Origin of the sequence: Clostridium sp. (assembly GCF_047777555.1) — a bacterium.
In the GTDB taxonomy this organism is placed as follows: domain Bacteria; phylum Bacillota; class Clostridia; order Clostridiales; family Clostridiaceae; genus Clostridium_H.
In genome coordinates this window covers 14540-39118 of the sequence record NZ_JBKEEV010000004.1, presented here as the reverse complement: position 1 = coordinate 39118, position 24579 = coordinate 14540, and the positions used below count along the sequence as shown (strand labels likewise).

Genomic DNA, 24579 nt, shown 5'->3' with positions numbered 1-24579 from the left:
TGCTTTTTTAGTGATTAGTAACTTTAAAGCTGACTGTCTAATAGTATGTAGTAGAGAAATATTCAGAGGTGATAAACATTAGCAGAAAGTATCTTGGAATAGATATAAAGCAGTGCAAGTTTTTAGGCAAGGGCAGAGAAGGAAGGGTATATTTGACTCCTCAAGGATATGCATTAAAGATTTTTAACAATAAAAATAGTTGTAAAAGTCAATACAACATATTAAAGAAGGTAGAAGGAAGCAAGTATTTTCCAAAAGCTATAGAAGTGTCGGATAAGTGTATGCTTAGGGAGTATATAGAAGGTATAGCTCTAGATGATTATGTAAAAAAACATGGATTATCAAAAGATATAGGAATTAAATTAATTGAACTATTAGAAGAATTCCGTAGGTTGGGATTTACCAGAATAGATATATCAAGTAAGAATGTATATATAGAAAGCAGCGGAGACATCAAGGTAATAGATCCGAGAAAATCTTACAGTAAGAAGAGGGATATACCAGGAATGCTCTTGAGAGAGTTAGAAGCTCTTGGAGCTTTGGACGAATTTATTAAAGCAGCTCTTGAAGTAAGGCCAAATTTGGCTGTCAAGTGGATAAAGGCAATAAATAAATTAAGTAGAATAACTTTATAAATGTTAGAAAATTATCAGCTTAAAAGTTATGGGTATCTAACTTATGATACTTTCATATTATAATTATAGAAACCATGTAAATAAGGAGATAATTTATGGATAATTTCCATAGAAAAAAAGATAAGAAATATCTTTTAGAAAGCTATAAAAATAATGCGGGATTAGATTTAAGTGGATGTAAGTTCCTTGGAGAAGGGCATCATGGGAAGGTATTTTTAAGAAAAGACGGTAAGGTTGTGAAAATATGTACTACTATTAAAAGCTGCAAAAGAGAATATGAAATTTTAAAAAAAGTACATGGTTCCAGATACTTTCCAAAAGTTTATGAGTATAACACTATATACATGGTAAGAGATTATGTAGGAGGACAATGTCTAAAAGATTATATTAAGGTATATGGTCTCAGTAAAACCTTAGCTTTAAATGTGATAGAATTGTTAGAAGAATTTAGAAGATTAAATTTCAGCAAAATTGATATTAGATGTAAGGATATATTTGTTCAAAAGGATGAGTCTGTTATGGTAATTGATCCTAAAGGATGTTATACAAGGAATGTAAAATATCCTAGGCATCTCATGAAAGGATTAAAAAAATACATGTATTTAGATAAATTTCTTACAGTTTTAAAGGAAGAACGGCCGGACCTATATAAAACTTGGATTATAGAAAATGGAATTAAAGAAACATAATTTAAGAACATCACGCATGGGATTTGCATTTATGAAAGCTTCACTATGCAAAGAAGCTCTAATATTTCTGACTTTAAAACCCCTAAACCTTCTAAACTCACTGACGTTCAGACAATAGAAGGTTCTTACGGTGTTTTAAACCCAGAAATAAAAGAGCTTCTAATTGCTTGTTCAACGCTTTCTACAATGCAAATCCCATGCGTGATGTTTAAATATTTAATCAATGTACTGCAATTTTATATGAGGTAGATAAATACAATTAGAGAGGCATTTAGGGAAGCTTCACTATGCAAAGAAGCTTTAATATTTCTGATTTTAAAACCCCTAAACCTTCTAAACTCACTATCGTTCAGACAATAGAAGGTTCTTACGGTGTTTTAAATCCATAAATAAAGAGCTTCTAATGCTTGTTCAACGCTTTCTACAATGCAAATCCCATGCGTGATGTTTAAATATTTAATCAATGTACTGCAATTTTATATGAGGTAGATAAATACAATTAGAGAGGCATTTAGGGAAGCTTCACTATGCAAAGAAGCTTTAATATTTCTGATTTTAAAACCCCTAAACCTTCTAAACTCACTATCGTTCAGACAATAGAAGGTTCTTACGGTGTTTTAAATCCATAAATAAAGAGCTTCTAATGCTTGTTCAACGCTTTCTACAATGCAAATCTCATACGGAGGTTCAATATTAGAGATTGTCACAATTTATTTCTATTATCCTCCAAGAGTAACATCCTGAGTGTTATACCAATTTAGTGCTTGAAAAAAGTGATCTTTATTAAAGTCTGGCCAATAATCATCTACTACATAAAAGTCTGAATATATGGACTGTACTGGCAAGAATCCGCTTAACCTTCGCCTTCCACCCCACCTTATTATAAGATCAACTCTAGATATATCATTAGACTTTAAACATTTAGTAATGTCACATCTATTGCTGCTTTTATTATTTACAAGATCTCCTAAATCCCATTCCCATCCATAGTTTACTAAAAAGTTTACTTTGATTCCACCTTTGCCGAAGGTTTTTCGCGTTGTATAAGGCAAGAGTTCTGGTGGAAACATAAGAGATTTAAAGTTTCCAACCACTAATAACTCCGCATCTTCTTTGCTTAACATTTCTACTGCATCAATACATGCCTTAGTGAAAGCGATTCTTTGAACAGTAGGTCTTTTTGTGTTATCTGTAGTAAAGCCGTAAAATGTTAATTCTTTTACACCTAGTTCCTTGCAAAGATGAAATAAAATCAACCCTGGATTTAATCCAGATGCATATCCCTTTTCCTTAGTTAGTCCTTTATTTGCAGCCCAACGCCTATTCCCATCTGGAATAATTCCTATATGATTTGGAATTCTCATATTTTATCACGCTCCCTATTTTTAGTATACTAGGTAGTATTATTTCCAAGTCGTGGAATAATATTCTACACTCATGAAATTTTGTTTGTATATAAAAAAGCAAAGCTTTAGAGCTTATAACTCTAAAGCATAATACCATAATTAAAAGTTTTTAGATTTTTATACATAATCGATTATAAGAAAGTAATTTCTCTGCTTTATCGGGAGAAAGTGGTTTGCTGAAGAGATATCCCTGTATTTTATCGCACTGTTGTGATTTAAGAACTTCAAGCTGTGCTTGTGTTTCTACTCCTTCAGCAATAACATCCATGTTTAGAATATGAGCTAGCTCTATGAGAGTACGAGCTATTGCTCTTTCATTTTCTTTATAAGCGATTTGATCTATAAAAGACTTATCAATTTTTAGAGTATTAATAGGTAAATTTTTTAGATGATTTAAAGAAGAATATCCTGTACCAAAATCATCTAGCAGGACTTTTATTCCCATGGCTTTAAATTTATTTAGTATCTTTATTGTAAGGTTCATATCAGTTATAGTGGCAGATTCTGTTATTTCTATATGAAGCCATTTAGGTGAAAGATCTGTTTCTTGTAAAATAGATTTTACTTTGTCAAATATATTTTTTTCATGTTTAAATTGATTAGCAGATATATTAACGGAGACAGGAACCAACTTATAGCCTTGTTTTTCCCATTTTTTTAGCTGTTTACAAGTAGTTCGTATAACAAGTTCATCTATCTCATTTATAAGTCCCGTTTCTTCTGCAATAGGTATAAATTGACTTGGAGAAATAAAGCCTCTTGTAGGATGAAGCCATCTTACAAGGGCTTCCATACCAACTAATTGACTAGTTATAGTATCTACTTGAGGCTGATAATAAACCATAAATTCTTTTTCTTTCTTATTTAGAAGTGCAAACCTTAAAGTCTTTTCTAGCTCAACTTTTTCCATTAACTTATCACTAAGCTGTTTAGAGAATAATTGATAATTATTTTTTCCAAGAGATTTAGCATGATACATAGCAGCGTCAGCATTTTTAAGCAAAGTGCCAATATCACTTCCATCACTAGGACAAAGTACAATACCTATACTTGCAGTTACAAGTACTGAGGTTTTGTCTATTACAAAAGGTGTATATAAGGATTTTAAAATTTTCTCTGCTAAGCTGCGGGCGTAATCTATATTGGGTAGATTTGAAATTATTATCATAAATTCATCTCCACCTAAGCGGGAAATGGATATATTATCTCTTAACCAATAGTTAAGGGACTTAGCAACTTCTAACAAAAGTTTATCACCAAAGTAATGGCCAAATGTATCATTAATAGATTTAAAATTATCTAAATCCATATACAACAAGGCAATATGAGTATTATACTTTAAACATTTTTTTATCTCATTATTTAGTTTTAGATTAAATAATGTTTTATTGGGTAGATTTGTTAGATTATCATAATAAGCTAATTTATATACAGTTTCCTCACTCTTTTTATGACTAGTTATGTCTGTAGTAGATCCGGCTATTCTAATGGGAAAGTTTGTATCATTAAAGAGTGCTTTTCCTCTTATTGATATCCATTTATAAATTCCTACTTTAGTTTTCATTCTAACGTTAATGTTTAAAAAAGGAATTTGCTTAGTTAAATGCTTTTTCATAGCTTGTTGAAAATTTCTAATATCATCCTTATGAATAAGTTTAATCCAGGATGAAAGTTTATTATCTAACTCTTCATCTTTATATCCGAGCATGATTTTACATCTAGTAGAGAGATATATCTTATTTTCTTGAACTTTCCAATGCCAAATTCCATCTTTAGAACCTTCAATGGCTAGTCGCGACATTTCTTCAATCTCTTTTAAATATTCTTGATTTGATTTTAATTCTTCATATCTTTTATTTAACTCTTTTTTAGGAGAAGATAGTTTATTATTAGGCATTTCCAATACTCTATAATTACTAGATAACTTGTCTTCATCAATTTTTCTCTTGGGTATGTCCATGCCTATACTGATAAATATGTATGGTTTTTTTTCTTTATCATACAGTATGAAATTTTTCAGAAATACATTTATCTTGTTACCGGCTTTATCAAAAATATAAGTTTCATGAGGGTCAATAATTATGCTTTTAGATGGATCTTCAAAAGTTTTTGTCATAAAGGATTTTAAATTGTTGTCAAAAAGATGATTGCACCAACCATTTCCCAACATTTCTTCTTCTTTAAAACCTGTTATCTTTTGAGCATATTTATTAAACTTTATAAGATTTCCAGGATCTTTCCATGCTAAAACAATTAAATCAGCATTGGCCATTATGATGTTATCTAAGTTGTTTTTATCTCCAAATAAGTCAGCATAATGATTAGATTTATTTAAACTTCCTTGTGAAATATCTTTGAACTGCATTATTTTTTACCCCCATATAAAAACTTATTATAAATAACATATTCTGCAAGTTATAATAAATTCCTTCTTACTTAGTTTTTAAAGCTGTGCACTGGAGCAGGAATTTGACCTCCTCTTTTGATAAAGTCAGCACTGCTAAACTTATTTACACCCATAATAGGAGCCCTTCCAAGAAGTCCTCCAAATTCAACCATATCACCAATTCCTTTTCCAGGGGCAGGTATTATTCTAACGGCAGTAGTTTTATTATTTATAACTCCTATAGCAGCTTCATCTGCAATAATGCCAGAAATAGTTTCAGCAGAGGTATCTCCAGGAATTGCAATCATATCAAGGCCAACGGAGCATACGCAAGTCATAGCTTCTAACTTTTCTATATTTAAAGCATTTTTTAATACTGCATCAATCATTCCAGCATCTTCGCTTACAGGAATAAAAGCACCGCTGAGACCTCCAACCCTTGAAGCAGCCATTATTCCACCTTTTTTTACAGCGTCATTTAAAAGAGCTAAAGCAGCTGTAGTACCAGGAGCCCCACAAGATTCTAGTCCCATTTCTTCTAAAATGTGGGCTACACTATCTCCAATCTCTGGTGTAGGAGCTAAGGATAAGTCTATTATTCCAAAAGGCACATTAAGACGCTTTGAAGCTTCTGATGCAACTAGCTGTCCCATACGGGTAATTTTAAATGCTGTTTTTTTTATGGTTTCTGCAACAATATTAAAACTTTCACCCTTAACAAGTTCTAAAGCATTTTTTACAACACCAGGACCGCTTATGCCAACATTTATAACACATTCTGGCTCACCAACACCATGAAAAGCACCTGCCATAAAAGGATTATCTTCAACAGCGTTTGCAAATACAACCAGCTTTGCACAACCGAGACCATCTCTGTCTGCAGTGAGTTCTGCTGTTTCTTTTATAATATGTCCCATTTCTCTTACTGCGTCCATATTAATACCACTTTTAGTAGTTGCAACATTAATGGAAGAGCAAACTCTTTCTGTTTCACTTAAGGCTTGTGGAATGGATGAAATAAGAATTTTATCACCAGCAGAATAGCCTTTATGAACCAGAGCTGAAAAACCTCCTATAAAGTTAACGTTAACAGCGCTAGCAGCTTTATCTAAAGTCTTTGCAAACTCTACATAATTTTTATCATTGCAGCATCCAGCGACTAGAGATATAGGAGTTACAGATACTCTTTTATTTATAATAGGAATACCATACTCTCTTTCTATATCTTCTCCAACGGATACCAAGTTCTCTGCATATTTAGTAATCTTATCATATATTTTATTACGAGCTTTTTTTCCATCGGAATCACAGCAATCCATTAAGGAAATTCCCATAGTTATAGTTCTAATATCCAATTTTTCTTTTTCTATCATTCTAATTGTTTCCATTATTTTATCTTGACTAATCATAAATTCACCTCTTCTACACATTATGCATTGAGTTAAATATATCTTCATGTTGAATTTTTATAGATAGATTTAACTTATTAGCATTTAAATCTAAAATCTCTTTAATTTCTTTAAAAGATTTTAAGGATTGAGATAAATCTACTAACATTATCATGGTAAAGTATTCTTGAAGAATAGTTTGACTTATATCTAAAATATTTATATTAGCTTCAGCTAAGATAGTGCTTATTTTAGATATAATTCCTACCTTATCTTTCCCTAAAACAGTTACTATAGCTTTCATAGTATACCTCCTAAAATAATGTAATTATAATAAATATGATTTTTTATGTTTAACAGGTAATTATAGAAACTTACTATTTTAAGTTTTCTATGTTTTTATCATATTTAAAAATTTGAGCTGCTAAATATAGATTACTTTTCCAGTACAATTTATAAAGAGTTTGTCCGTTTCTTTTTTTAATGTTTCTATAGCACTTTTTCCTGTACAATGGGAAACACCGAGTAATTGTATATTCATATCTTTAAAACATTGTATAGTTTTATTGATTCTATATGTATCAGCTTCTATAAGATGAGTACCACCTATAATGCCATATATTTTTTTATTTGTTCTTTTTATGATACTATTCACTATATTAACAATACCTAGATGTGAGCAGCCTACAATGACCAACAAACCTTTTGGAGTGTCTATAGTTAGGGCAATTTCATCATCAAAGCTATCAGTATATAATTTATCATTGATTTTTATTTTCATGCTCTCATTAAGAGGCTCAAAATCACAGCTTCTTTCAAAGTTTGATACGATGCTTATTTTAGAAGTCAATGCATAGGAATTAGAATTTATATAATTTATAGGAATGTTTTTATCTAGTGTAAAGTCTTCGTTAAAATCTATGCCAATATATTTTAAGTTAGATTTGTTTGCATCTGTTAGATAATATTTTTGGCTATGAGAAAAGAAATACTGGCTTACATACAATTTAGGTTTAGTTTGAATATAATCTAGCAGCGGCTTCATTCCTCCTGCATGATCATAATGACTGTGACTTAAAACAATAAAGTCAACTTTATCTAAATCTATATTCAACTTTTCAGCATTTAAAATAAAGTTGTTGCTTTGACCAGTATCAAATAAAACATTGCCTTCTTCAGTTTCAATGAAGATAGATAATCCGTGTTCTTTGACTAGAGAGATATTGTCTCCGAGAGTATTTTCTATTAAAGTTGTTATTTTCAAAAAAATCAACTCCTTGGATTGATTATACAATAAATATAATATAATACTAACTCTTTTGAAGTTGATTTAAAATACCTTATATATCTGAGTATATCCATTTCCATAAAAATCTTAAATTAAAGGAAAATAGTTGAGAAATTTATGTAAAAACTCTATAATTATAAAGATAGAATAAAAATGGAAGTATAATCTTATTAAATTGATTGGGGGGAAATATTTGATTAAAAAAAAGAGTGTAGAAATATTTTTTGCTTTTATAGTTATTATTATGCTATCTACATTTGAAGTAGGATTTGCTGTGGATAGTGATTATAAGGTATGGAAATCACAACAAAATGTAGAAGTTAATAAATCTTGGACAATAAAGTTTAGTAGTTCAGTAGATAAATCTACAATTAAAGATAATATAAAATTAATAGAATTAGATAGTAAAGAATATATAGATGTAAACATTTGTTATAATGATGACAACAATTCTATAGTGGTTCAACCTTTAGATAGTTATGATTATGATGAAGAATATGAACTAGTCATTGATAAAGGAATAAAGTCATCAAATGGAAAGCCAATATTGCAGGGAATAAAGTTTGATTTTAAAACAGAGGCTCTGGAAGAACAAAATTTTGGCTTATTAAAAGAAAACTTTGTAAAGCCAAGCAGTGATATATATACTCCTTCAGAATTTTATAATGCTTTAGCATATGCCTTAGCTAATTTTGAGAGCGGCATTGTCCTTAAAATAAAGAATTATAATAAATCTATTTACAAATTAGATATTATAAATGATATTTTGCACGATCATCCTAATTTAGATTATGGATATATTGGCGCGCGAGGAAGTGTATCTAGTTATGCTAATTCTACTGAGGCTGTTATGAATATTAAATTTAATTATAGTTACAGTAAAGAATTTATGCAGTATATGAAAAAGGCATCTCAAGATAAAGTTAAGGAAATAATAAGCAAGGTTGTAAAAGATGGAATGAGTGACTATGAAAAAGAGTTGGCTCTTCACGATTATTTATTAGAAAATGTAGAATACGATAGAAGGTTATATGATGGAGATATGCCGGAAGAATCTTATACAGATTATGGTGTATTAGTAAAAGGTACAGGGGTTTGTGATGGTTATGCAAAGGCTATGTATAGGTTATTGAATTCTGCTGGTATTGAAACACTATATGTGACAGGAGATGCTGTTGATAAAAACACTACTGTCCCTCATGCATGGAATATAGTTAAAATAGATGGCGAGTACTATAATCTAGATGCTACATGGAATGATCCTATTATATATGGAAATGATAAAGGAGAAGTTAGGCATACTTATTTTAATATAACAGATGAGACACTATCAAAGGATCATATATGGACTAGAAGTGAATATCCTAAATGTGTAAGCAAAAAATATGAAGAAATTTTAGAATAATTTTATTAATAGAAATTTAACGACTTTTTTAATAGTATCTAGTACTGTAGTTTAGAAAATATGCTATAATGTATTCAAGATTTAAACTGAATTTTAAAGAAGGGGATATGAATGGAGTATTTTAATAAAGGTTATAGAGTAAAAAAAGAAATGAAAAGTATATTAGCAATCTTAGGATTCGTGTTTGTTACTCTATTTATAGTGCAAGGATTGTTTGTGCTTGTTCCTATAGGAATACTGACATATGCAGCTTATAGGGGAGTAAAATTTATAAAATCAAAGTTTATAAGACTTAAGAAGAGAGAAAATGCAAGGATATCACCATTTAAGATATATAAGAAAAGTAGTAAATATGGATGCGACACCGAAGTAATTGATGTAGAATATGAAGAAATCAAATAGTAAAAAATAAGAATGGCATTGTATTTTGCCATTCTTATTATTTTATAGAGACAATAAATCTGAGAATTTTTGGTTTTAGTTTTACCTAAATCGGAGGAAATAAAATGAGGATACGACTAGGGTATGTAGCTATTTCACTTAAACTTCCAAAGGTTACATCATCGAGTACGGTAACATTTAAAACTTACTCAAAATTTATATCAGATGAAGAAAAGTTAAATAAGTTAAAAAGGGTAACTCTATCAAATTTAGATGATCTTTATAAAATACTTCAGTATAATGTAGAAAATCAAATACATTTTTATAGGATAACTTCTGCTTTAGTTCCATTAGCAACTCATCCAGAGGTGAAGGACTGGAACTATAGAAGCATATTTAAAAAGGATTTTGAGAGGATAGGAAAGTTTATAATACAACATAATATTAGGATAGATACACATCCAGATCAATTCAACGTAATAAATAGTAAAAGAGAAGATGTTGTAGAAGCTACTAAAAGAAATTTATTTTTTCATGTAAATTTATTTAAAGATATGGGATATAATCTAGGAAAGATGGTACTGCATATTGGGAGTGCGGAAGGAGGAAAAGATAAGGCAATAGATAGATTTATAACTAATTTTAGAAATTATCCAGAGGATATAACCGAAAAGCTTATCTTAGAGAATGATGATAAGACATTTACTGCAAAAGAGGTACTTCATATATGCAAAACTGTTAGTGCGCCTATGGTATTAGATATTCACCATCATTTATGTAATAATGAGGAAGATTCTCTGGAGGATATTATAGAGGATATATTCAATACTTGGAATGAAGAAAAGCTTCCTCCAAAAATTCATGTATCTAGCCCTAAAAATGGGGAAAAGGATAGAAAACATGCAGATTATATAGAGGCAGAGGATTTTATAAGATTTATAGAAATGTGTAAGCCATTAAAAAGGGATATAGATGTTATGATAGAAGCAAAGCAGAAAGATTTAGCATTGTATAAATTAGTACAAGATATAAAAAGGATTAAAAGCGAGTGGAAATTCATAGATAATACTACTTTTGAAGTATAAACGTGATAAAGTTTATATATTAAATATGATGCAAAATATATAAAAGGATGCTCAGTAAAAACACCGCATATTCTCAAGGGTACGGTGTTTTACATGTAAAGATATTTTGGTGTTGAAAACTAGAATTCAATTATGGTTTTAAACATAAGTTCTGCTGGGTCTATTATAGGTATGCATGTTAGCTTTTCTAATTCTTTTTTTAAGCAAGGGAAATGTGTGCAACCTAATAAAATAGCCTCTACTTTATTGTTTATATAAAATTCTAAAAGTTTCTTTAATGAAAACTTTTCTATTATTTTATCTGAAGATGTATCTTTTTCTATTTCTATAACTAGAGGGAGAATAGACATACCTAGTACATTACAGTTTGGATTTTCTGTTTGGATTACTTTTTCTATGCCTGCTGCACTTTGATTATTAGCTGTCATTAATCCAATAAGGTTATATTTTTTTGCAATCTGTCTATAAGCATTATATGGTGTGATTATATTAATATCTTCTTGCGAAGATAGTTTATCCATATTCACTGCTGCACTCATAGAGTTGCAGTAAATTACTACTGTTTCAAATCCATCATTTTTTATCTCCTTAATTCTGCTTCGAACTTGTTCTGTAAGTGTTTCAGCAGATAGTATTTGAAGTGCAGATTGTTCTTCTGGAGTAGAAGATATAGGATATCCAAAAGCTTGAACTCCTTTAGAAATTAGAAAATTCACACCTAGTTTAGTATCTACTGGCGTACCAGCTATTATAGCTATTTTTGTATTTTTCATAAATTCAGCCCCCATTCAATATTAATGTTATTTATTTTAAAAAATTTCAAGAGTTTATGTGTAAGAATTAAAAAACTATATAATATAATTATAATTACAATTAGTAACATAGTAAACAAAACTTGACATAAATATTAATATATTAAAATTGTATGCTATAATTAGTATAAATTAATATAACATATTTAAGAATTTCATAATATAAGCATGCTGTATATTAAAGTGCAAGGTTAGAAATTGATAACTGTATAGAAGACATTTAGTTAAGTATATAAAAATGATAGTAATTAAGAAATACAAAAGAAAGGGAAGTGATTTACAGGTGATATTAAAAGATAATTCTTATGTAGATTTACATATTCATAGTAATGCATCTGATGGAACCCATTCTCCAGAAGAATTAATAGAAGAAGCTTTAAAGAATGGTATAGAACTTATGGCTTTAACAGATCATGATGAAATAGAAAATATTGAAAAGATGAAATCATTGACAAAAGATAAAGGAATAGCTTTTTTACCAGGAATTGAAATTTCAAGTACATTTAAAGGTAAATTGTATCATATACTAGCATATGGAACAAATAATAAGAATAAAGAACTTATTAAACTTATAGATTATAATAAGTATTTATTAAACAAAAGAAATGATGAGTCTATTAAGTACTTGATTGAGAAGGGATATGAAATAGATTTTTCCGAATATGAAAAATATGAATATGATAGAAGAAGAGGAGGTTGGAAATCACTAAGTTTTCTAATAGATAAAGGAATTTGCAGGGATGTAGGAGACTATTTTAATAGGTTGTTTTACAAACAAAAGACCATCTTATTTCCTGAATTTCCTTCTACAGAAGAAGTAGTAAAGATAATAAAAAAAGCAGATGGAATACCTGTACTTGCGCATCCATATTATGAAAAAGATGATACCCCAGTTTCAGAGAAATTAAGCATATTTATAGATATGGGACTAGAGGGAGTAGAATGTTTCCATCCTAACCATAGTAAGGATATAATAAATAGTTGTTTGGAGTGGTGCAGGAAAGAAGGAGTCATTATAACATCAGGTTCAGACTTTCACGGAGGATTCATAGAAACGAGAAGGATGGGAACTCCAAAGGCTGCAATTAAAGACATCAATTTAGGAGAGCTAAATAGCAAGATACTCCTATAGCAATAGCTAGTCTTTAAAGTTGTTTTGATAATATCTAAATTTATAAAAATTTTATTAGTTAAGTTTTTTATTAAAGGGGGAAATTAAATGGGCTTTTTAATAGGTTTTATCTTTACTGTAGCTGTTTTAATAGGGATTTTATCCTTAATAGGGGTGATTATACTTCCTATAGCTGGAATAGCTCTAGGAATAGCATTTGTTGCAGCAATTTTGTCATTGGCATTTAATATAGTTAAATTCGTATTTTCACTGCCAATGCTCATAATAATTGTTGTGCTGGTAGTGCTTTATAGAAGAAGAAAATACTAAAGTAAAAAGTACAAGTATTATATGCAAGACTGACTATAGATAAAAAAGATCGGGGGTTTTAGCTTGCTTTTAATAAAAAATGGAAAAATATTGACTATGGCTGATAAAAACTATGAAAATGGATGCGTGCTTATTAACAATGGGAAAATAGTGGAGGTAGCCGAAAATATAAATGTAGATAATAATGTAAAAGTTATTGATGCTAAAAAAGGATGGATTATGCCTGGAATAATAGATGCTCATTGTCATATAGGAATATATGAGCAAGATATGGGGTTTGAGGGGCTGGACGTAAATGAAGCTACAGATCCTGTAACTCCAGAACTTAGGGCAATTGATGCAATAAACCCAATGGATACAGCCTTTAATGATGCTGTAATGGGAGGGGTTACAACTGTAATGACGGGACCTGGAAGCGCTAATGTAATTGGTGGACAATTTGTAGCAATGAAAACCAGTGGTATTTCTGTTGATGATATGATTATATTAGAACCTGCAGCTATAAAGGTAGCTTTTGGAGAAAATCCCAAAAGGGTCTACAGAGATAGAAAAAAAGCCCCAACTACAAGGATGGCGACAGCAGCAATTTTGAGAGAAACTTTGAGTAAGGCAAAAAGCTATAAGTTAAAAAAAGACAAAGCGATTAGAGAAGGAAAGGATTTTGAAGAAAATTTTAAAATGGAAGCTTTAATTCCAGTCATTGATAAAAAAATACCTATAAAGGCTCACTGCCATAGGGCAGATGATATACTCACTGCCATTAGAATAGCTAAAGAATTTGATGTGGAGATTACTTTAGATCACTGTACTGAAGGACATTTAATAGCGGACTATGTAAAAGCTTCAGGAAGAGCTGCTATTGTTGGTCCTACTCTTACAGACAGATCCAAAATAGAGTTAAAGAATAAGAGTTTTAAGACGCCTGCAATACTCCATGAAAAGGGAGTAAAAGTTGCTATAATGACTGACCATCCTGTGATTCCAATTCAATATCTTCCTATTTGTGCTGGTCTTGCAGCAAAAGAGGGGCTAGGAATAGAGGAAGCATTAAGAGCTATAACAATAAATGCAGCAGAAATTTGTGGTATTTCTAATAGAGTTGGAAGTATTGAAAAAGGCAAGGATGCCGACATTGCTATCTTTGATGGCAATCCCTTAGAAGTATTTACAAACACTATTTATACAATAATAAATGGAGAGATTGTGTACAAAGCTGAATAAGAGTTTTAAATCAAAAAGTCATGGAATTAATAATAAATTCCATGATTTTTTATTTTGCTCTAAAGAATATTATGTTGCCTTTTGTAAAAAATAATTTTAGGTATAGTTTTATATATAAAAGAATGCTAATAAGGAAGTGAGTGTATGGCTGAAGAAAGCAAAAAAAACTCTTCTAGTGAAGATTCAGCTAACAAAACTTTGAGTAAAGATAAGGAATCTAATAAGAATTTAAAAGATAAAGAGGAGAAAAAGAAATATCCTAAAAACAGAACTGCTGAACAAATAGAGAATGAAACAGAAAGTTTTAAGCTTACAAAATCACTTCAAGAAAATATAGATTTATTTAATACTGTAATATTTAACGATGATGATTCCATAGTGTTTAGAGTTTTTCAAAATAAAAAAAGTGATGCGAAGTTTTGCATATTCTTTGTAGATGGAATGATAGATAACCTGATTGTAAATAAAAATGTAGTTCATCCTATAATAAATTCTTCGCTAGATAAGGATATTGATTCTAATGATATGCCAAATTACCTAATGAATCAGGTTATAGATTCAAATTCTGTAAGAGTTACAAGTGATATAGACAAAATTATAGATTCTGTGACCTATGGAGATACAATACTTTTATCTGAAGGAAGCAATAAAGCTTTAATAATAGATACAAAAGGATGGAATACAAGAGCTGTAACAGAGCCTCAAGGTGAAAGAATAGTAAGAGGACCAAGAGAAGGTTTTACAGAATCACTAAGAATGAATCTTTCTATGATAAGAAGAAGAGTGAGAACGTCTAGGTTAAAGTTTAAATTTAAGAAGATAGGTGTGAGATCTAAAACTGATATATGCATAGTTTATGTTGAAGGTATGGCTAAGGATGAAATTGTTGAAGAAGTCGAAAAGAAATTAGATGATATAAATACAGATGGAGTATTTTCTACAGAGGAAATAGAGGAATTAATAAGTGGCAAATCCATAACTACTTTTAGTACTGTAGGAGTTACAGAAAGACCAGATGTGATAGCTAGAAAGCTTTTAGATGGAAGAATTGCAATATTTTGTGATGGAAGTCCAATGGTATTAACAATTCCTCATATATTCATTGAATACTTTCAAGTTAATGAAGATTATTATGAAGGTTACATATTTTCTTCTTTTAATAGATTGATTAGAATATTAGGCTTTTTTGCATCCATAAGTCTACCATCTATTTATATAGCTGCTGTAAACTTTCATCAAGAATTAATACCTACAAAACTTTTATTAAGTATAAAGCAGGCAGAACAAGGTACTCCGTTTCCAAGTTTATTAGAGCTAGTTTTGTTATTATTTACATTTGATGTTATACGTGAAGCAGGAATTAGGCTTCCAAGTCATGTAGGTGAAGCTGTGAGCATTGTTGGCGCACTGGTATTAGGGCAGGCAGCTGTAGATGCTAGAATTGTAAGCGCTCCTGTGGTCATAATTACAGCTGCAACAGGCATTACAGGATTACTTATACCTAATATTAAAGGTTCTACCATTACTATGAGAGCTGTACTTCTTCTTTTTACTTCCATGCTAGGTATTTATGGTTATATATTTGGATTAATACTATTGCTTACAAGATTAGTATCTATGAAGTCCTTTGGAATTCCATACATGTTAAACATAGGGGCTGTAAAGTTAAGAAATATGAAAGATACGTGTATAAGGTTACCTTGGTGGAAGCTTAATTTAAGAGATAAGTTTATTACAGAAGATAGAGTACGGCAATACAGCAAAAAAAGTAGAAAGAGAGGATAAAATGGAGATATTAAAAAAGCTTTTATCTCTTATTTTAACTTTAAGCATAAGCTTGACCCTTTCTGGATGTTGGAATTATAGAGAGTTAGATAGTTTAGAGATTGTAGCTGGCTATGCCCTTGATAAGGATGAAAATGGTGATTATATGTTAACAGTCGAATTTGCAATGCCAACTCCGAAAGGTACTTCAAATACTCCTTATATACTTACTTCAAAAGGAAAGACTATATTTGATGCTATAAGAAACATAATATTAGAAAAAGGAAGAAGAGCTTATTGGAATCATACAAAAGTAATAATTGTAAGCAAAGAAATAGCAGAGGAAGGAATGATTCCAGTTATAGATGTAGTATTTAGAAATGAAGAGTTAAGAGAAGATATCTATTTAATTGTTTCTCAGGAAAAAACTGCAAGAGAAATATTTTATAGAAAGTTAGAAGAATCTCAAGGAGAAAGAAGAGTTCTATCTTTTGATATAGAAGATGCATTTAAAAATGGAAAACTTGTGGCTAAATTTCCTTTAGTGCATTTTTACAACTTTGCAGAAGAGCTTGAAAAGGAAGGAGTTTGCCCTATGCTGCCTACAATAAGAATAGAAAAAGAAGAGGGAAATGCAAATATTGTGCTTGGAGGAGCTGCACTATTTAAAAAAGATAAAGTAATTGGATATTTAAATGAGTATGAAGCTCAAAGCATAATGTTTTTAAAAGAAAAAAGTATATTTGCTCCTATGGTTGTAGAAGTAGATGATCCTCTCTCTGAAGAAAGCAATGGAAGGCGTAGAATCAGCTTTGAAACTTTAAAAATAAGAAGCAAGGTAAAGCCCATTGTTGACAATAATAAATTATTAGCTCAATGCAATATAAATATGGATTTAGACGTTCAAGATTTGGTAGAGAGTGAAATTGAATATCTTAGTAAGGAAGGGATAAGCATTTTAGAAGAAGCTGCAGAAGATAAAGTTAAGAAAAGAATAGAAGAAGCTATAGCTAAAGCATATAAAGGATATAGTTGCGATATATTAGGACTTGGATTAAAGATGAAACAGCAGAATCCTGATATGTGGAAAGAATTAAAAAGTAGTTGGGATAAAATGTTAAAAGAATTAGAAACAAAAATAGAAGTAAATGTTCAAATAAAAGGCAGTGGCCTATATAACAAATCTATAAAGGTACGGGAATAAATTATGGTTAGTATATGTAGTATATGGCTAGTGGTATTTATTTACTTATTAGTAATTTTTATAGATATGAGTTTTCTTTTAAAAAATAGATGTATAAAATCTGTAATAGTTTCTATGGTAATGTATGCTGTATCTTTAATAGTGATTATATTGGTTATTTTAGATATAAGTGTTCCAAGTCCAGCTAAAGCTATTGAAAAAATAGTGAGAATGATAATTTGAAATGAGATTAAAAATATAGAGGAGTGGTATAAATGAATGATAAAGGTATTTCTCAATATGAAGGAATTGCCTTAATATCTCTATATATATGGGGAGCTGTGTTTATAACTAATATACTTGCTGGTAGTGATATGTGGTTCATAATAATTATATCATTTATAATTTCAATACCATTACTCCTTGCTTATTCTAGAATAATGACAAATTTTAAAGGAGAAGATTTATATAGTATATTAGAAATAGTATTTGGAAAAGGCATTGGGAGGATTGCCACAATATTGTATACTCTGTTTTTTTTACATCTGGGAGCTATAGTATTAAGAAACTTTATAGAATACATAAGATTAACAAGTTTAAACAGAACTCCAATCATAATAACAGGAGTTGCATTTCAAATTATAATTTCATATATGGTAAGACAGGGAACTGAAAGTTTTGGAAAATGGGCAGGAATACTCATAATTGGAATTACTGCAATAGCTATGTTTTTAGGATTTTTTCTGATATTAAATGGTTCTGATGAAGCATACATATTTCTTAATTTTTATAAAGGATTTAAGCCTACTATAAGTTCTGTATATTCATTTATAACATTTCCAATAGGAGAAATCATAGTGTTTATGACTATATTTGATTCTTTAAAAAAAGATGTTTCTATATATAAAGTTTTTATTGTGGGAATGTTATTTGCTATAGTAATAGTTTTAATCAATGTCATAGGCATAAATCTTATGCTTATAGGTGAGGAACATCGTGATATGTATTTTCCTACTTTTATTGCTGTTCGAAGAATAAAAGTAGGAGAGACCATACAAAGAGTAGAAACTTTAATTTCATTAAAATTAGCTGTAGAGAGTTTTGCTGAAGTAAGTGCATGTTTATTTGCTTCTTGCAAAGGTATTAGCAAAATATTTAATATTAAAGATTATAAAAGTATAGCTACAGCTACATCTTTATTAATGTTAGCAGTATCTCTAATGCTATATGAAAACACTTTATATATGGCAGAGTGGAATGCTGAAATATGGCCGCATTATTCTTTCCCTTTTCAAGTTTTGATACCAATAATTATATTACTAGTATCAGAGCTAAAGATTAGAAGAAGAAAAAATTATGGAATTGATGGAAATAAAAATTAAATGTGAAGAAGATTATGAAAACGGTTAAATTTATAGTTGACAAATAAGTAAATTTACTTTATTATATATTTAACCGATTAAGTAAACCGATTAAATAAATCATGAGGTTTGTAATAGGAGGGCTTAAAATGAATAATATCTGCGTTATTGGCAGTATGAATATGGATGTAGTCTTAAATGTTAAAAGAATGGTTAAGCTTGGAGAAACTATGTTTGCTGACAGTTTGAAAAATATTCCTGGAGGAAAGGGAGCAAATCAAGCTGTAGCCTGTTCACGTATGGGTGCAAAGGTTTACATGGTTTCCAAAGTGGGCATGGATGGAAATGGAGAGGTTTTGATTAAGGAACTTGTAAAGGATAACATCAATGTAGATTATGTATTTAAGGATAATAATGAAGCTACAGGTACAGCTATAATAACTGTAGATGAATCTGCAAACAATTCAATAATAGTAGCATCTGGAGCAAATATGGCTATAAGCAAGGAAGAAATAAATAAATCTTCAGAGGCTATAGAAAAGAGTGAAGTTATAATTTCACAATTTGAAGTTCCTATGGAGGCTATTATAGAAGGTTTTAAAATAGCAAAAAAGAGCAATAGAGTAACGATTTTAAATCCAGCTCCTGCAAAAGAAGTTCCAGATGAACTATTAAAATATACCGATATTATAATACCAAACGAAACTGAGGCTTTTGAGCTTACAGGTATAGAAGTTTTGGATTTAGAGAATGCTAAAACTGCAGCAAAGAAGCTTTTAGAAAAGGGAGTTAAGTATGTGATTATAACTCTAGGTTCAAAAGGAGCTGCTTTAATAAATAATGAAAATGCAGAAATAATACCTGCTTTTAAGGTTAAAGCAATAGATACAACTGCAGCTGGAGATAGTTTCATAGGTGGATTAGCAAGTAAATTAGATATTAAGAATATTTCTTTTGAAAATGTTAAGAATGCTGTATTGTTTGGAAATAAAGTATCATCTATAACTGTTCAAAGAGAAGGAGCACAGCCTTCAATTCCAAGCTTAGAAGAAGTTAAAAAGGTGTATGGGGAGGAATAAAAATGAAGAAGACACCATTATTAAACAGTGACATATCTGAAGTTATATCCAGAATGGGACATAAGGATACCTTAGCTATTGGAGATTGCGGACTTCCAATTCCTAAAGAAACAAGAAGAATAGATCTAGCTTTAGTAAAGGGAATTCCAAGTTTTATAGATACTCTTAAAGCTGTTTTATTAGAACAACAAGTGGAAGAAGTTATTTTGGCAAGTGAGACTAAAGAATTTAGTCCAAAAATGTTTGAAGCAATAAAAAAGGAAGTTGGAGAAGTTAAAATAACATTTATTTCGCATGAAGAATTAAAAGAGGAGTTAAAAAATTGCAAAGCTGTAATAAGGACAGGAGAACAAACTCCTTATGCTAATGTAATACTCAAATCAGGAGTTGTGTTTTAAGGAGGGATAAAATGAAAGATAAAAAGCCTATGTTAGAGATGCAAGGCATAACAAAGTCTTTTCCAGGAGTAAAAGCCTTGGATGGAGTAAATATTAAAGCTTATGGAGGAGAAGTTCTAGCCTTACTTGGAGAAAATGGAGCAGGTAAGTCTACACTTATGAAAATATTAAGCGGAGTATATAGAAAGGATTCTGGAAAGATTTTCATAGAAGGAGAAGAAGTAGAGCCTACTAATATAAAGGAAGCTGAAAAATTAGGTGTCTCAATAATACATCAGGAGTTAAGTGTGCTTCCCAACTTAACAGTAGGACAAAATATATTTTTAGGAAATGAAAAGTTTAGCAAATTTTCAAGAAGAATTGATAAATCTGTTTTAAGAGAAAGAAGTAAGGCATTTCTAGAACAAATAGGCTCAAAAGTAGATCCAGACACTTTAGTCAAAGATGTAAGCGTTGGAGAAATGCAGATGATTGAAATTGCAAAAGCTCTAACTAAGAATTCAAAGATAATAATAATGGATGAACCTACTACAGCCTTAACAGAAGTAGAAACTAAAAAACTTTTTGAAGTTATAGAGAAACTTAAACAAAAGGGCATAGCTGTAATTTATATATCACATAGAATGGAAGAGATTTTTACAATATGTGATAGGGTTACAGTTCTTAGAGATGGACAATACGTTGGAGATGCTAAAACTAGCGAAGTATCCAATGATGATTTAATAGCAATGATGGTTGGAAGAAAGCTTGAAGAGCAATTTCCATATAGAAGAGAAAAAGTTGGAGATGTTATATTAAGAGCTGAAAACATTAAGTATAAGAATAAAGTAAATGATGTAACTTTTGAGGTCAATGCAGGAGAAATATTAGGAGTAGCAGGGCTTATGGGTTCAGGAAGAACTGAACTTGCTAAAGTCATTTTTGGAGAATATAAAAAAGATGCTGGAGAAATTTATATAGATGGGAAAAAGGTAAAAGTCTCCTCACCAAAGGATGGCATAGAGAATGGAATATGCTATTTATCAGAGGATAGGAAAAGGGAAGGTTTGATACTTGGAATGTCAGTAGGAGAGAATATGACCATTTCTAATCTAAAAAAATATGAAGGTGGATTAAAGAAAATAGATAAAAAGAAGGAAAGAAAGGATGTAGAAGAATATATCAAGAAGCTTTCAGTAAAAACTCCATATCCAGAGCAGCTTATGAAGAATTTAAGTGGAGGAAATCAACAGAAAGCTATACTTGCAAAATGGATTATGATATCTCCAAAGGTATTGATAATAGATGAACCTACAAAAGGAATAGATGTAGGAGCAAAAAAAGAAATTTATGAAGTTCTAAATGAATTAAAGGCATCAGGAAAAGCTATAATAATGATTTCATCAGACTTGCCAGAGGTTATGGGAGTAAGTGATAGAATAATGGTTATGCACGAAGGAAAGGTTAGTGGAATTTTATCTCATGATGAAGCAAATCAAGAGAAAATTATGAAGTATGCAGTAGGAGTTCACAACTAAACAAAATTGAAATATACAGGAAAAGGAGAAGAAATTATGAATAATAATTTTAAAAAGTTTTTAATGAAATATAAGACTTTATTTGGATTTGTCATTTTATGTATTATAATGGCTATTTTGTCTCCAAGATTCTTAGCCGTATCCAACATAAGAAATGTTCTTACACAAGTTTCTGTTAATGCTGTTATTGCTGTAGGAATGACCTTTGTAATTTTAACTGGAGGCATAGACCTATCAGTAGGTTCCACTCTTGCTATAAGTGGAGCAGTTGCAGCTACTTTAGTAAAAAACAATGGTAATGTGTTTGTAGCTGTAGTGGCAGCACTAGTTATAGGAGCTTTAGTTGGGTTAATCAATGGAGTTTTTGTTGCAAAAGGTAAGATTCAAGCATTTATAGTAACTTTAGCTACTATGACTATATTTAGAGGAGCAACTCAGGTTTATACAAATGGTACTCCTGTATCTGGATTAGGTAAAGCTTTTGGTACTATAGGAAATAAGGACATACTTGGAATTCCATTCCCTGTGCTAATTACATTAATAGTATTTTTAGCAGCATTCTATGTATTAAGCGAAACAAGATATGGAAGATATGTGTTCGCATTAGGTGGAAATGAGGATTCAGCAAGGCTATCAGGTATAAATACAGATAAAATAAAGACTTTAGTATACGTTATATCTGGAATAACAGCAGCTATTAGTGGAATAATAGTTACAAGTAGAATAGGATCAGCTTCAGCTACAGCAGGATCAGGTTATGAATTAGATGCTATTGCAGCAGTAGTTCTTGGAGGAACTAGTCTTTCAGGAGGAGAAGGAAGTGTAATAGGAACTATAATAGGTGCTTTGATCATTGGAGTATTAAATAACGGATTAAATTTACTAAATGTATCTCCATATTATCAAGCAATAGTTAAAGGTATAGTAATTCTTTTAGCTGTATTAATAGATAAAAAAAATAAATAAAATTAAAGGTAAAAAGGAGGAAAACATTATGAGAAAAAACATTAAAAAAATCATGTCTGTTTTAGCAGCAGGAGTACTAGTTTTAGGACTCGCAGGATGTGGACAACAAAATAATCAAGGTGGCGAAGAAGGACAAAAAAGTGCTGGAAATAAAGTGGGTATGGTTATATCAACCTTAAACAATCCTTTCTTCGTTTCAATGCAAGAAGGAGCTCAGGCTAAGGCTAAAGAAATGGGTTATGATTTGATAGTATTAGATTCACAAAATGACCCTGCAAAAGAAAGATCTAATGTAGAAGATTTAGTACAACAAGGGGTTTCAGTGCTAATAGTTAATCCAACAGACAGTGATGCAGTTGCTAACTCAATTCAAATAGCTAATGATGCTAATATACCTGTTATAACAGTAGACAGACAATCAAATGGAGGAGAAGTTGTATCCCACATAGCATCAGACAATGTAAAAGGTGGAGAAATGGCAGCTAATTATATTCTTGAACAGCTAAAAGATAAAAGTGATATAAAGGTAGTTGAATTACAAGGAACTCCTGGAACATCAGCTGCAAGAGAAAGAGGTCAAGGATTCCATAATATAATTGATAAACAAACTAATGTAAAAGTTGTTGCAAGCCAAGCTGCTGATTTTGATAGAACTAAAGGTTTAACAGTAATGGAAAACGTAATTCAAGCTCAACCACAATTTGATGTTGTATTTGCTCATAATGATGAAATGGCATTAGGAGCAGTTAAAGCTATAAAAACAGCAAATAAAAATGTTATGGTTATAGGTTTTGACGGAAATGACGACGCTAAGGATGCTGTACAAAAAGGCGATATGACTGCAACTGTAGCTCAACAACCATCTTTAATGGGAAGCACAGCTGTAGAAAACGCAGCTAAAGTTGCAAAAGGTGAAACTGTAGAAAAACAAATTCCAGTAGAACTTCAACTTATAACTAAAAAATAAGATAAGCAAATAGGCGCCGATTTCATCGGCGCTTTATTTGTTTATATAATTTATGGGTTTACTATAATTTATATTTTATATAAATAATGCTATGATTAATAAATAACATAAAGTTTAGTTCATATGTGGATTCGGAGGAATTATAATCAATGAAGAAGGTTACTATGAAGGATATTGCTATAAAAGCAGGTGTATCTAAAGCTACGGTTTCTATGGTGCTAAATAAGAAAGATAATAGTATAAGTAGTGCAACCAAAGATAGGATATTGAAAATAGCTGAAGAATTAAACTACATACCTAATGGTATAGCAAGAAGTTTAAGTACTAATAGGTCTGAAACTATAGGAATTATTTTGCCAGATATAATTAACCCTTTCTTCTCAGAAATAGCAAGAGCAATAGAGGATGCGGCTAGCAAATTAAGTTATAATGTTATATTTTGTAATACAGATAATGATATAAGCAAGGAGATAAATTATACAAAGCTTCTTATAAGTAAGCTAGTAGATGGTGTTATATTTATAACGGGTGGAAAAAGTAGTGAACCTTTAAAGATTTTGCACAGCAATAATATTCCATTTGTATTAGTAGATAGAGATGTTGAGGATGAGGATAATTATTGTGGTGTGTACTGCTTAAATAAACAAGGAGTAATTAAAGGAATAGAATATTTAATAAGCAAGGGAAGGAAAAAAGTAGCTTTTGTAACAGGAAACAAAGACTTAGATGTTTCAAAACAAAGAATAGAAGGATATAAGGAAGCTATGAGCAATCATAATATATATTGTGAAAGTTTAATATTTGAAAGTGACTTTACTATTGAAGGAGGTATGAAAATTACCGAAAAAATTCTATCTGATAATAAATATATAGATTCCATATTTTACAGCAATGATATAATGGCTTTAGGAGGACTTAAGGTTCTATTAAGAAAAGGGTTTAAAGTTCCAGAGGATGTAAGTGTAGTTGGATTTGATAATATAAACATATCTAATTTTACGGAGCCTGAGCTAACTACTGTGGCTCAGCCTATATATGATATGGGAAGGAAGGCTTGTGAATTGTTGATAGATATAATAAATGGCAAGATAGTTAATAGCAAGACATATTTTAATCCAGAACTAATTATAAGAGGAACAACTTGATTATGTTAATCATGGCAATCAGCAGCATTGATTTCCATGATTAATAATTTGTATTATCAATT

The 24579-nt window shown here is 30.4% G+C and carries 24 protein-coding genes; 18 read left to right on the top strand and 6 right to left on the bottom strand.

Features of this window, described 5'->3' with window-relative positions; translation table 11 throughout:
- Positions 1-68 precede the first annotated feature (68 nt).
- Both ACFWTK_RS08195 and ACFWTK_RS08190 read left to right on the top strand, forming a co-directional pair.
- Positions 69-635: a serine/threonine protein kinase gene (locus tag ACFWTK_RS08195; protein WP_415875531.1), complete on the top strand. Its 567-nt coding sequence runs from the start codon at positions 69-71 to the stop codon at positions 633-635.
- 95 nt (positions 636-730) lie between these two features.
- Complete coding sequence (locus ACFWTK_RS08190) at positions 731-1324, top strand: protein kinase (RefSeq protein ID WP_415875530.1); 594 nt, start codon at positions 731-733, stop codon at positions 1322-1324.
- A gap of 719 nt (positions 1325-2043) precedes the next feature.
- On the opposite strand, the gene ACFWTK_RS08185 is transcribed toward ACFWTK_RS08190, so the two are convergent.
- From ACFWTK_RS08185 to ACFWTK_RS08165, 5 genes are all read right to left on the bottom strand, one after another.
- Positions 2044-2688, bottom strand: a complete 645-nt coding sequence (locus ACFWTK_RS08185) for an undecaprenyl diphosphate synthase family protein (RefSeq protein WP_415875529.1) — start codon at positions 2686-2688, stop codon at positions 2044-2046.
- Between the two features lie 151 nt (positions 2689-2839).
- On the bottom strand, positions 2840-5095 hold the full coding sequence (locus tag ACFWTK_RS08180; protein WP_415875528.1) for a sensor domain-containing protein: 2256 nt from the start codon (positions 5093-5095) through the stop codon (positions 2840-2842).
- A gap of 71 nt (positions 5096-5166) precedes the next feature.
- Positions 5167-6525 carry a PFL family protein gene (locus ACFWTK_RS08175; protein WP_415875527.1) on the bottom strand — a complete coding sequence of 453 codons (1359 nt, stop codon included), beginning with the start codon at positions 6523-6525 and terminating at the stop codon, positions 5167-5169.
- Between the two features lie 13 nt (positions 6526-6538).
- A complete protein-coding gene (locus ACFWTK_RS08170; protein WP_415875526.1) occupies positions 6539-6808 on the bottom strand; it encodes an ACT domain-containing protein in 270 nt (89 codons plus the stop codon).
- Positions 6809-6928: 120 nt separating this feature from the next.
- Positions 6929-7768 (bottom strand): MBL fold metallo-hydrolase, encoded by an 840-nt coding sequence (locus ACFWTK_RS08165; RefSeq protein WP_415875525.1) that lies wholly within the window; start codon positions 7766-7768, stop codon positions 6929-6931.
- Positions 7769-7985: 217 nt separating this feature from the next.
- Between ACFWTK_RS08165 and ACFWTK_RS08160 the strand changes: the two genes are divergently transcribed.
- From ACFWTK_RS08160 to uvsE, 3 genes are all read left to right on the top strand, one after another.
- Positions 7986-9197, top strand: coding sequence for a transglutaminase domain-containing protein (locus tag ACFWTK_RS08160; protein ID WP_415875524.1), 1212 nt, complete (start codon positions 7986-7988; stop codon positions 9195-9197).
- 111 nt (positions 9198-9308) lie between these two features.
- Positions 9309-9599, top strand: a complete 291-nt coding sequence (locus tag ACFWTK_RS08155) for a hypothetical protein (protein WP_415875523.1) — start codon at positions 9309-9311, stop codon at positions 9597-9599.
- A gap of 104 nt (positions 9600-9703) precedes the next feature.
- Positions 9704-10663, top strand: coding sequence for a UV DNA damage repair endonuclease UvsE (gene uvsE / locus ACFWTK_RS08150; protein WP_415875522.1), 960 nt, complete (start codon positions 9704-9706; stop codon positions 10661-10663).
- A 119-nt stretch (positions 10664-10782) separates the two neighbouring features.
- Here uvsE and ACFWTK_RS08145 read toward each other — a convergent pair whose 3' ends face one another.
- The gene (locus ACFWTK_RS08145) at positions 10783-11436 is read right to left on the bottom strand and encodes an aspartate/glutamate racemase family protein (protein ID WP_061858312.1); all 654 of its coding nucleotides are present in this window, start codon (positions 11434-11436) and stop codon (positions 10783-10785) included.
- Between the two features lie 277 nt (positions 11437-11713).
- On the opposite strand from ACFWTK_RS08145, the gene ACFWTK_RS08140 reads away from it, so the two are divergent.
- From ACFWTK_RS08140 to ACFWTK_RS08080, 13 genes are all read left to right on the top strand, one after another.
- The gene (locus ACFWTK_RS08140; protein ID WP_415875521.1) at positions 11714-12607 is read left to right on the top strand and encodes a PHP domain-containing protein; all 894 of its coding nucleotides are present in this window, start codon (positions 11714-11716) and stop codon (positions 12605-12607) included.
- An 87-nt stretch (positions 12608-12694) separates the two neighbouring features.
- On the top strand, positions 12695-12916 hold the full coding sequence (locus ACFWTK_RS08135) for a hypothetical protein (RefSeq protein ID WP_415875520.1): 222 nt from the start codon (positions 12695-12697) through the stop codon (positions 12914-12916).
- A gap of 63 nt (positions 12917-12979) precedes the next feature.
- Positions 12980-14137: an amidohydrolase gene (locus ACFWTK_RS08130; RefSeq protein ID WP_415875519.1), complete on the top strand. Its 1158-nt coding sequence runs from the start codon at positions 12980-12982 to the stop codon at positions 14135-14137.
- Between the two features lie 144 nt (positions 14138-14281).
- On the top strand, positions 14282-15922 hold the full coding sequence (locus ACFWTK_RS08125) for a spore germination protein (protein ID WP_415875518.1): 1641 nt from the start codon (positions 14282-14284) through the stop codon (positions 15920-15922).
- 1 nt (position 15923) lies between these two features.
- Positions 15924-17105, top strand: a complete 1182-nt coding sequence (locus ACFWTK_RS08120; RefSeq protein ID WP_415875516.1) for a Ger(x)C family spore germination protein — start codon at positions 15924-15926, stop codon at positions 17103-17105.
- A gap of 66 nt (positions 17106-17171) precedes the next feature.
- On the top strand, positions 17172-17327 hold the full coding sequence (locus ACFWTK_RS08115; RefSeq protein WP_156473377.1) for a hypothetical protein: 156 nt from the start codon (positions 17172-17174) through the stop codon (positions 17325-17327).
- A 32-nt stretch (positions 17328-17359) separates the two neighbouring features.
- Positions 17360-18466: a GerAB/ArcD/ProY family transporter gene (locus tag ACFWTK_RS08110; RefSeq protein WP_415875515.1), complete on the top strand. Its 1107-nt coding sequence runs from the start codon at positions 17360-17362 to the stop codon at positions 18464-18466.
- A 128-nt stretch (positions 18467-18594) separates the two neighbouring features.
- Positions 18595-19524, top strand: a complete 930-nt coding sequence (rbsK, locus tag ACFWTK_RS08105) for a ribokinase (protein WP_415875514.1) — start codon at positions 18595-18597, stop codon at positions 19522-19524.
- Between the two features lie 2 nt (positions 19525-19526).
- Entirely contained in the window at positions 19527-19922 is a 396-nt protein-coding gene (gene rbsD / locus ACFWTK_RS08100; RefSeq protein ID WP_415875513.1) for a D-ribose pyranase, read from the top strand.
- Between the two features lie 11 nt (positions 19923-19933).
- A complete protein-coding gene (locus ACFWTK_RS08095) occupies positions 19934-21439 on the top strand; it encodes a sugar ABC transporter ATP-binding protein (RefSeq protein WP_415875512.1) in 1506 nt (501 codons plus the stop codon).
- A gap of 36 nt (positions 21440-21475) precedes the next feature.
- Entirely contained in the window at positions 21476-22405 is a 930-nt protein-coding gene (rbsC, locus tag ACFWTK_RS08090; RefSeq protein WP_415875511.1) for a ribose ABC transporter permease, read from the top strand.
- Positions 22406-22433: 28 nt separating this feature from the next.
- On the top strand, positions 22434-23372 hold the full coding sequence (rbsB, locus tag ACFWTK_RS08085) for a ribose ABC transporter substrate-binding protein RbsB (protein WP_415875510.1): 939 nt from the start codon (positions 22434-22436) through the stop codon (positions 23370-23372).
- Positions 23373-23521: 149 nt separating this feature from the next.
- Positions 23522-24517, top strand: a complete 996-nt coding sequence (locus ACFWTK_RS08080) for a LacI family DNA-binding transcriptional regulator (RefSeq protein WP_415875509.1) — start codon at positions 23522-23524, stop codon at positions 24515-24517.
- Positions 24518-24579: the final 62 nt, after the last annotated feature.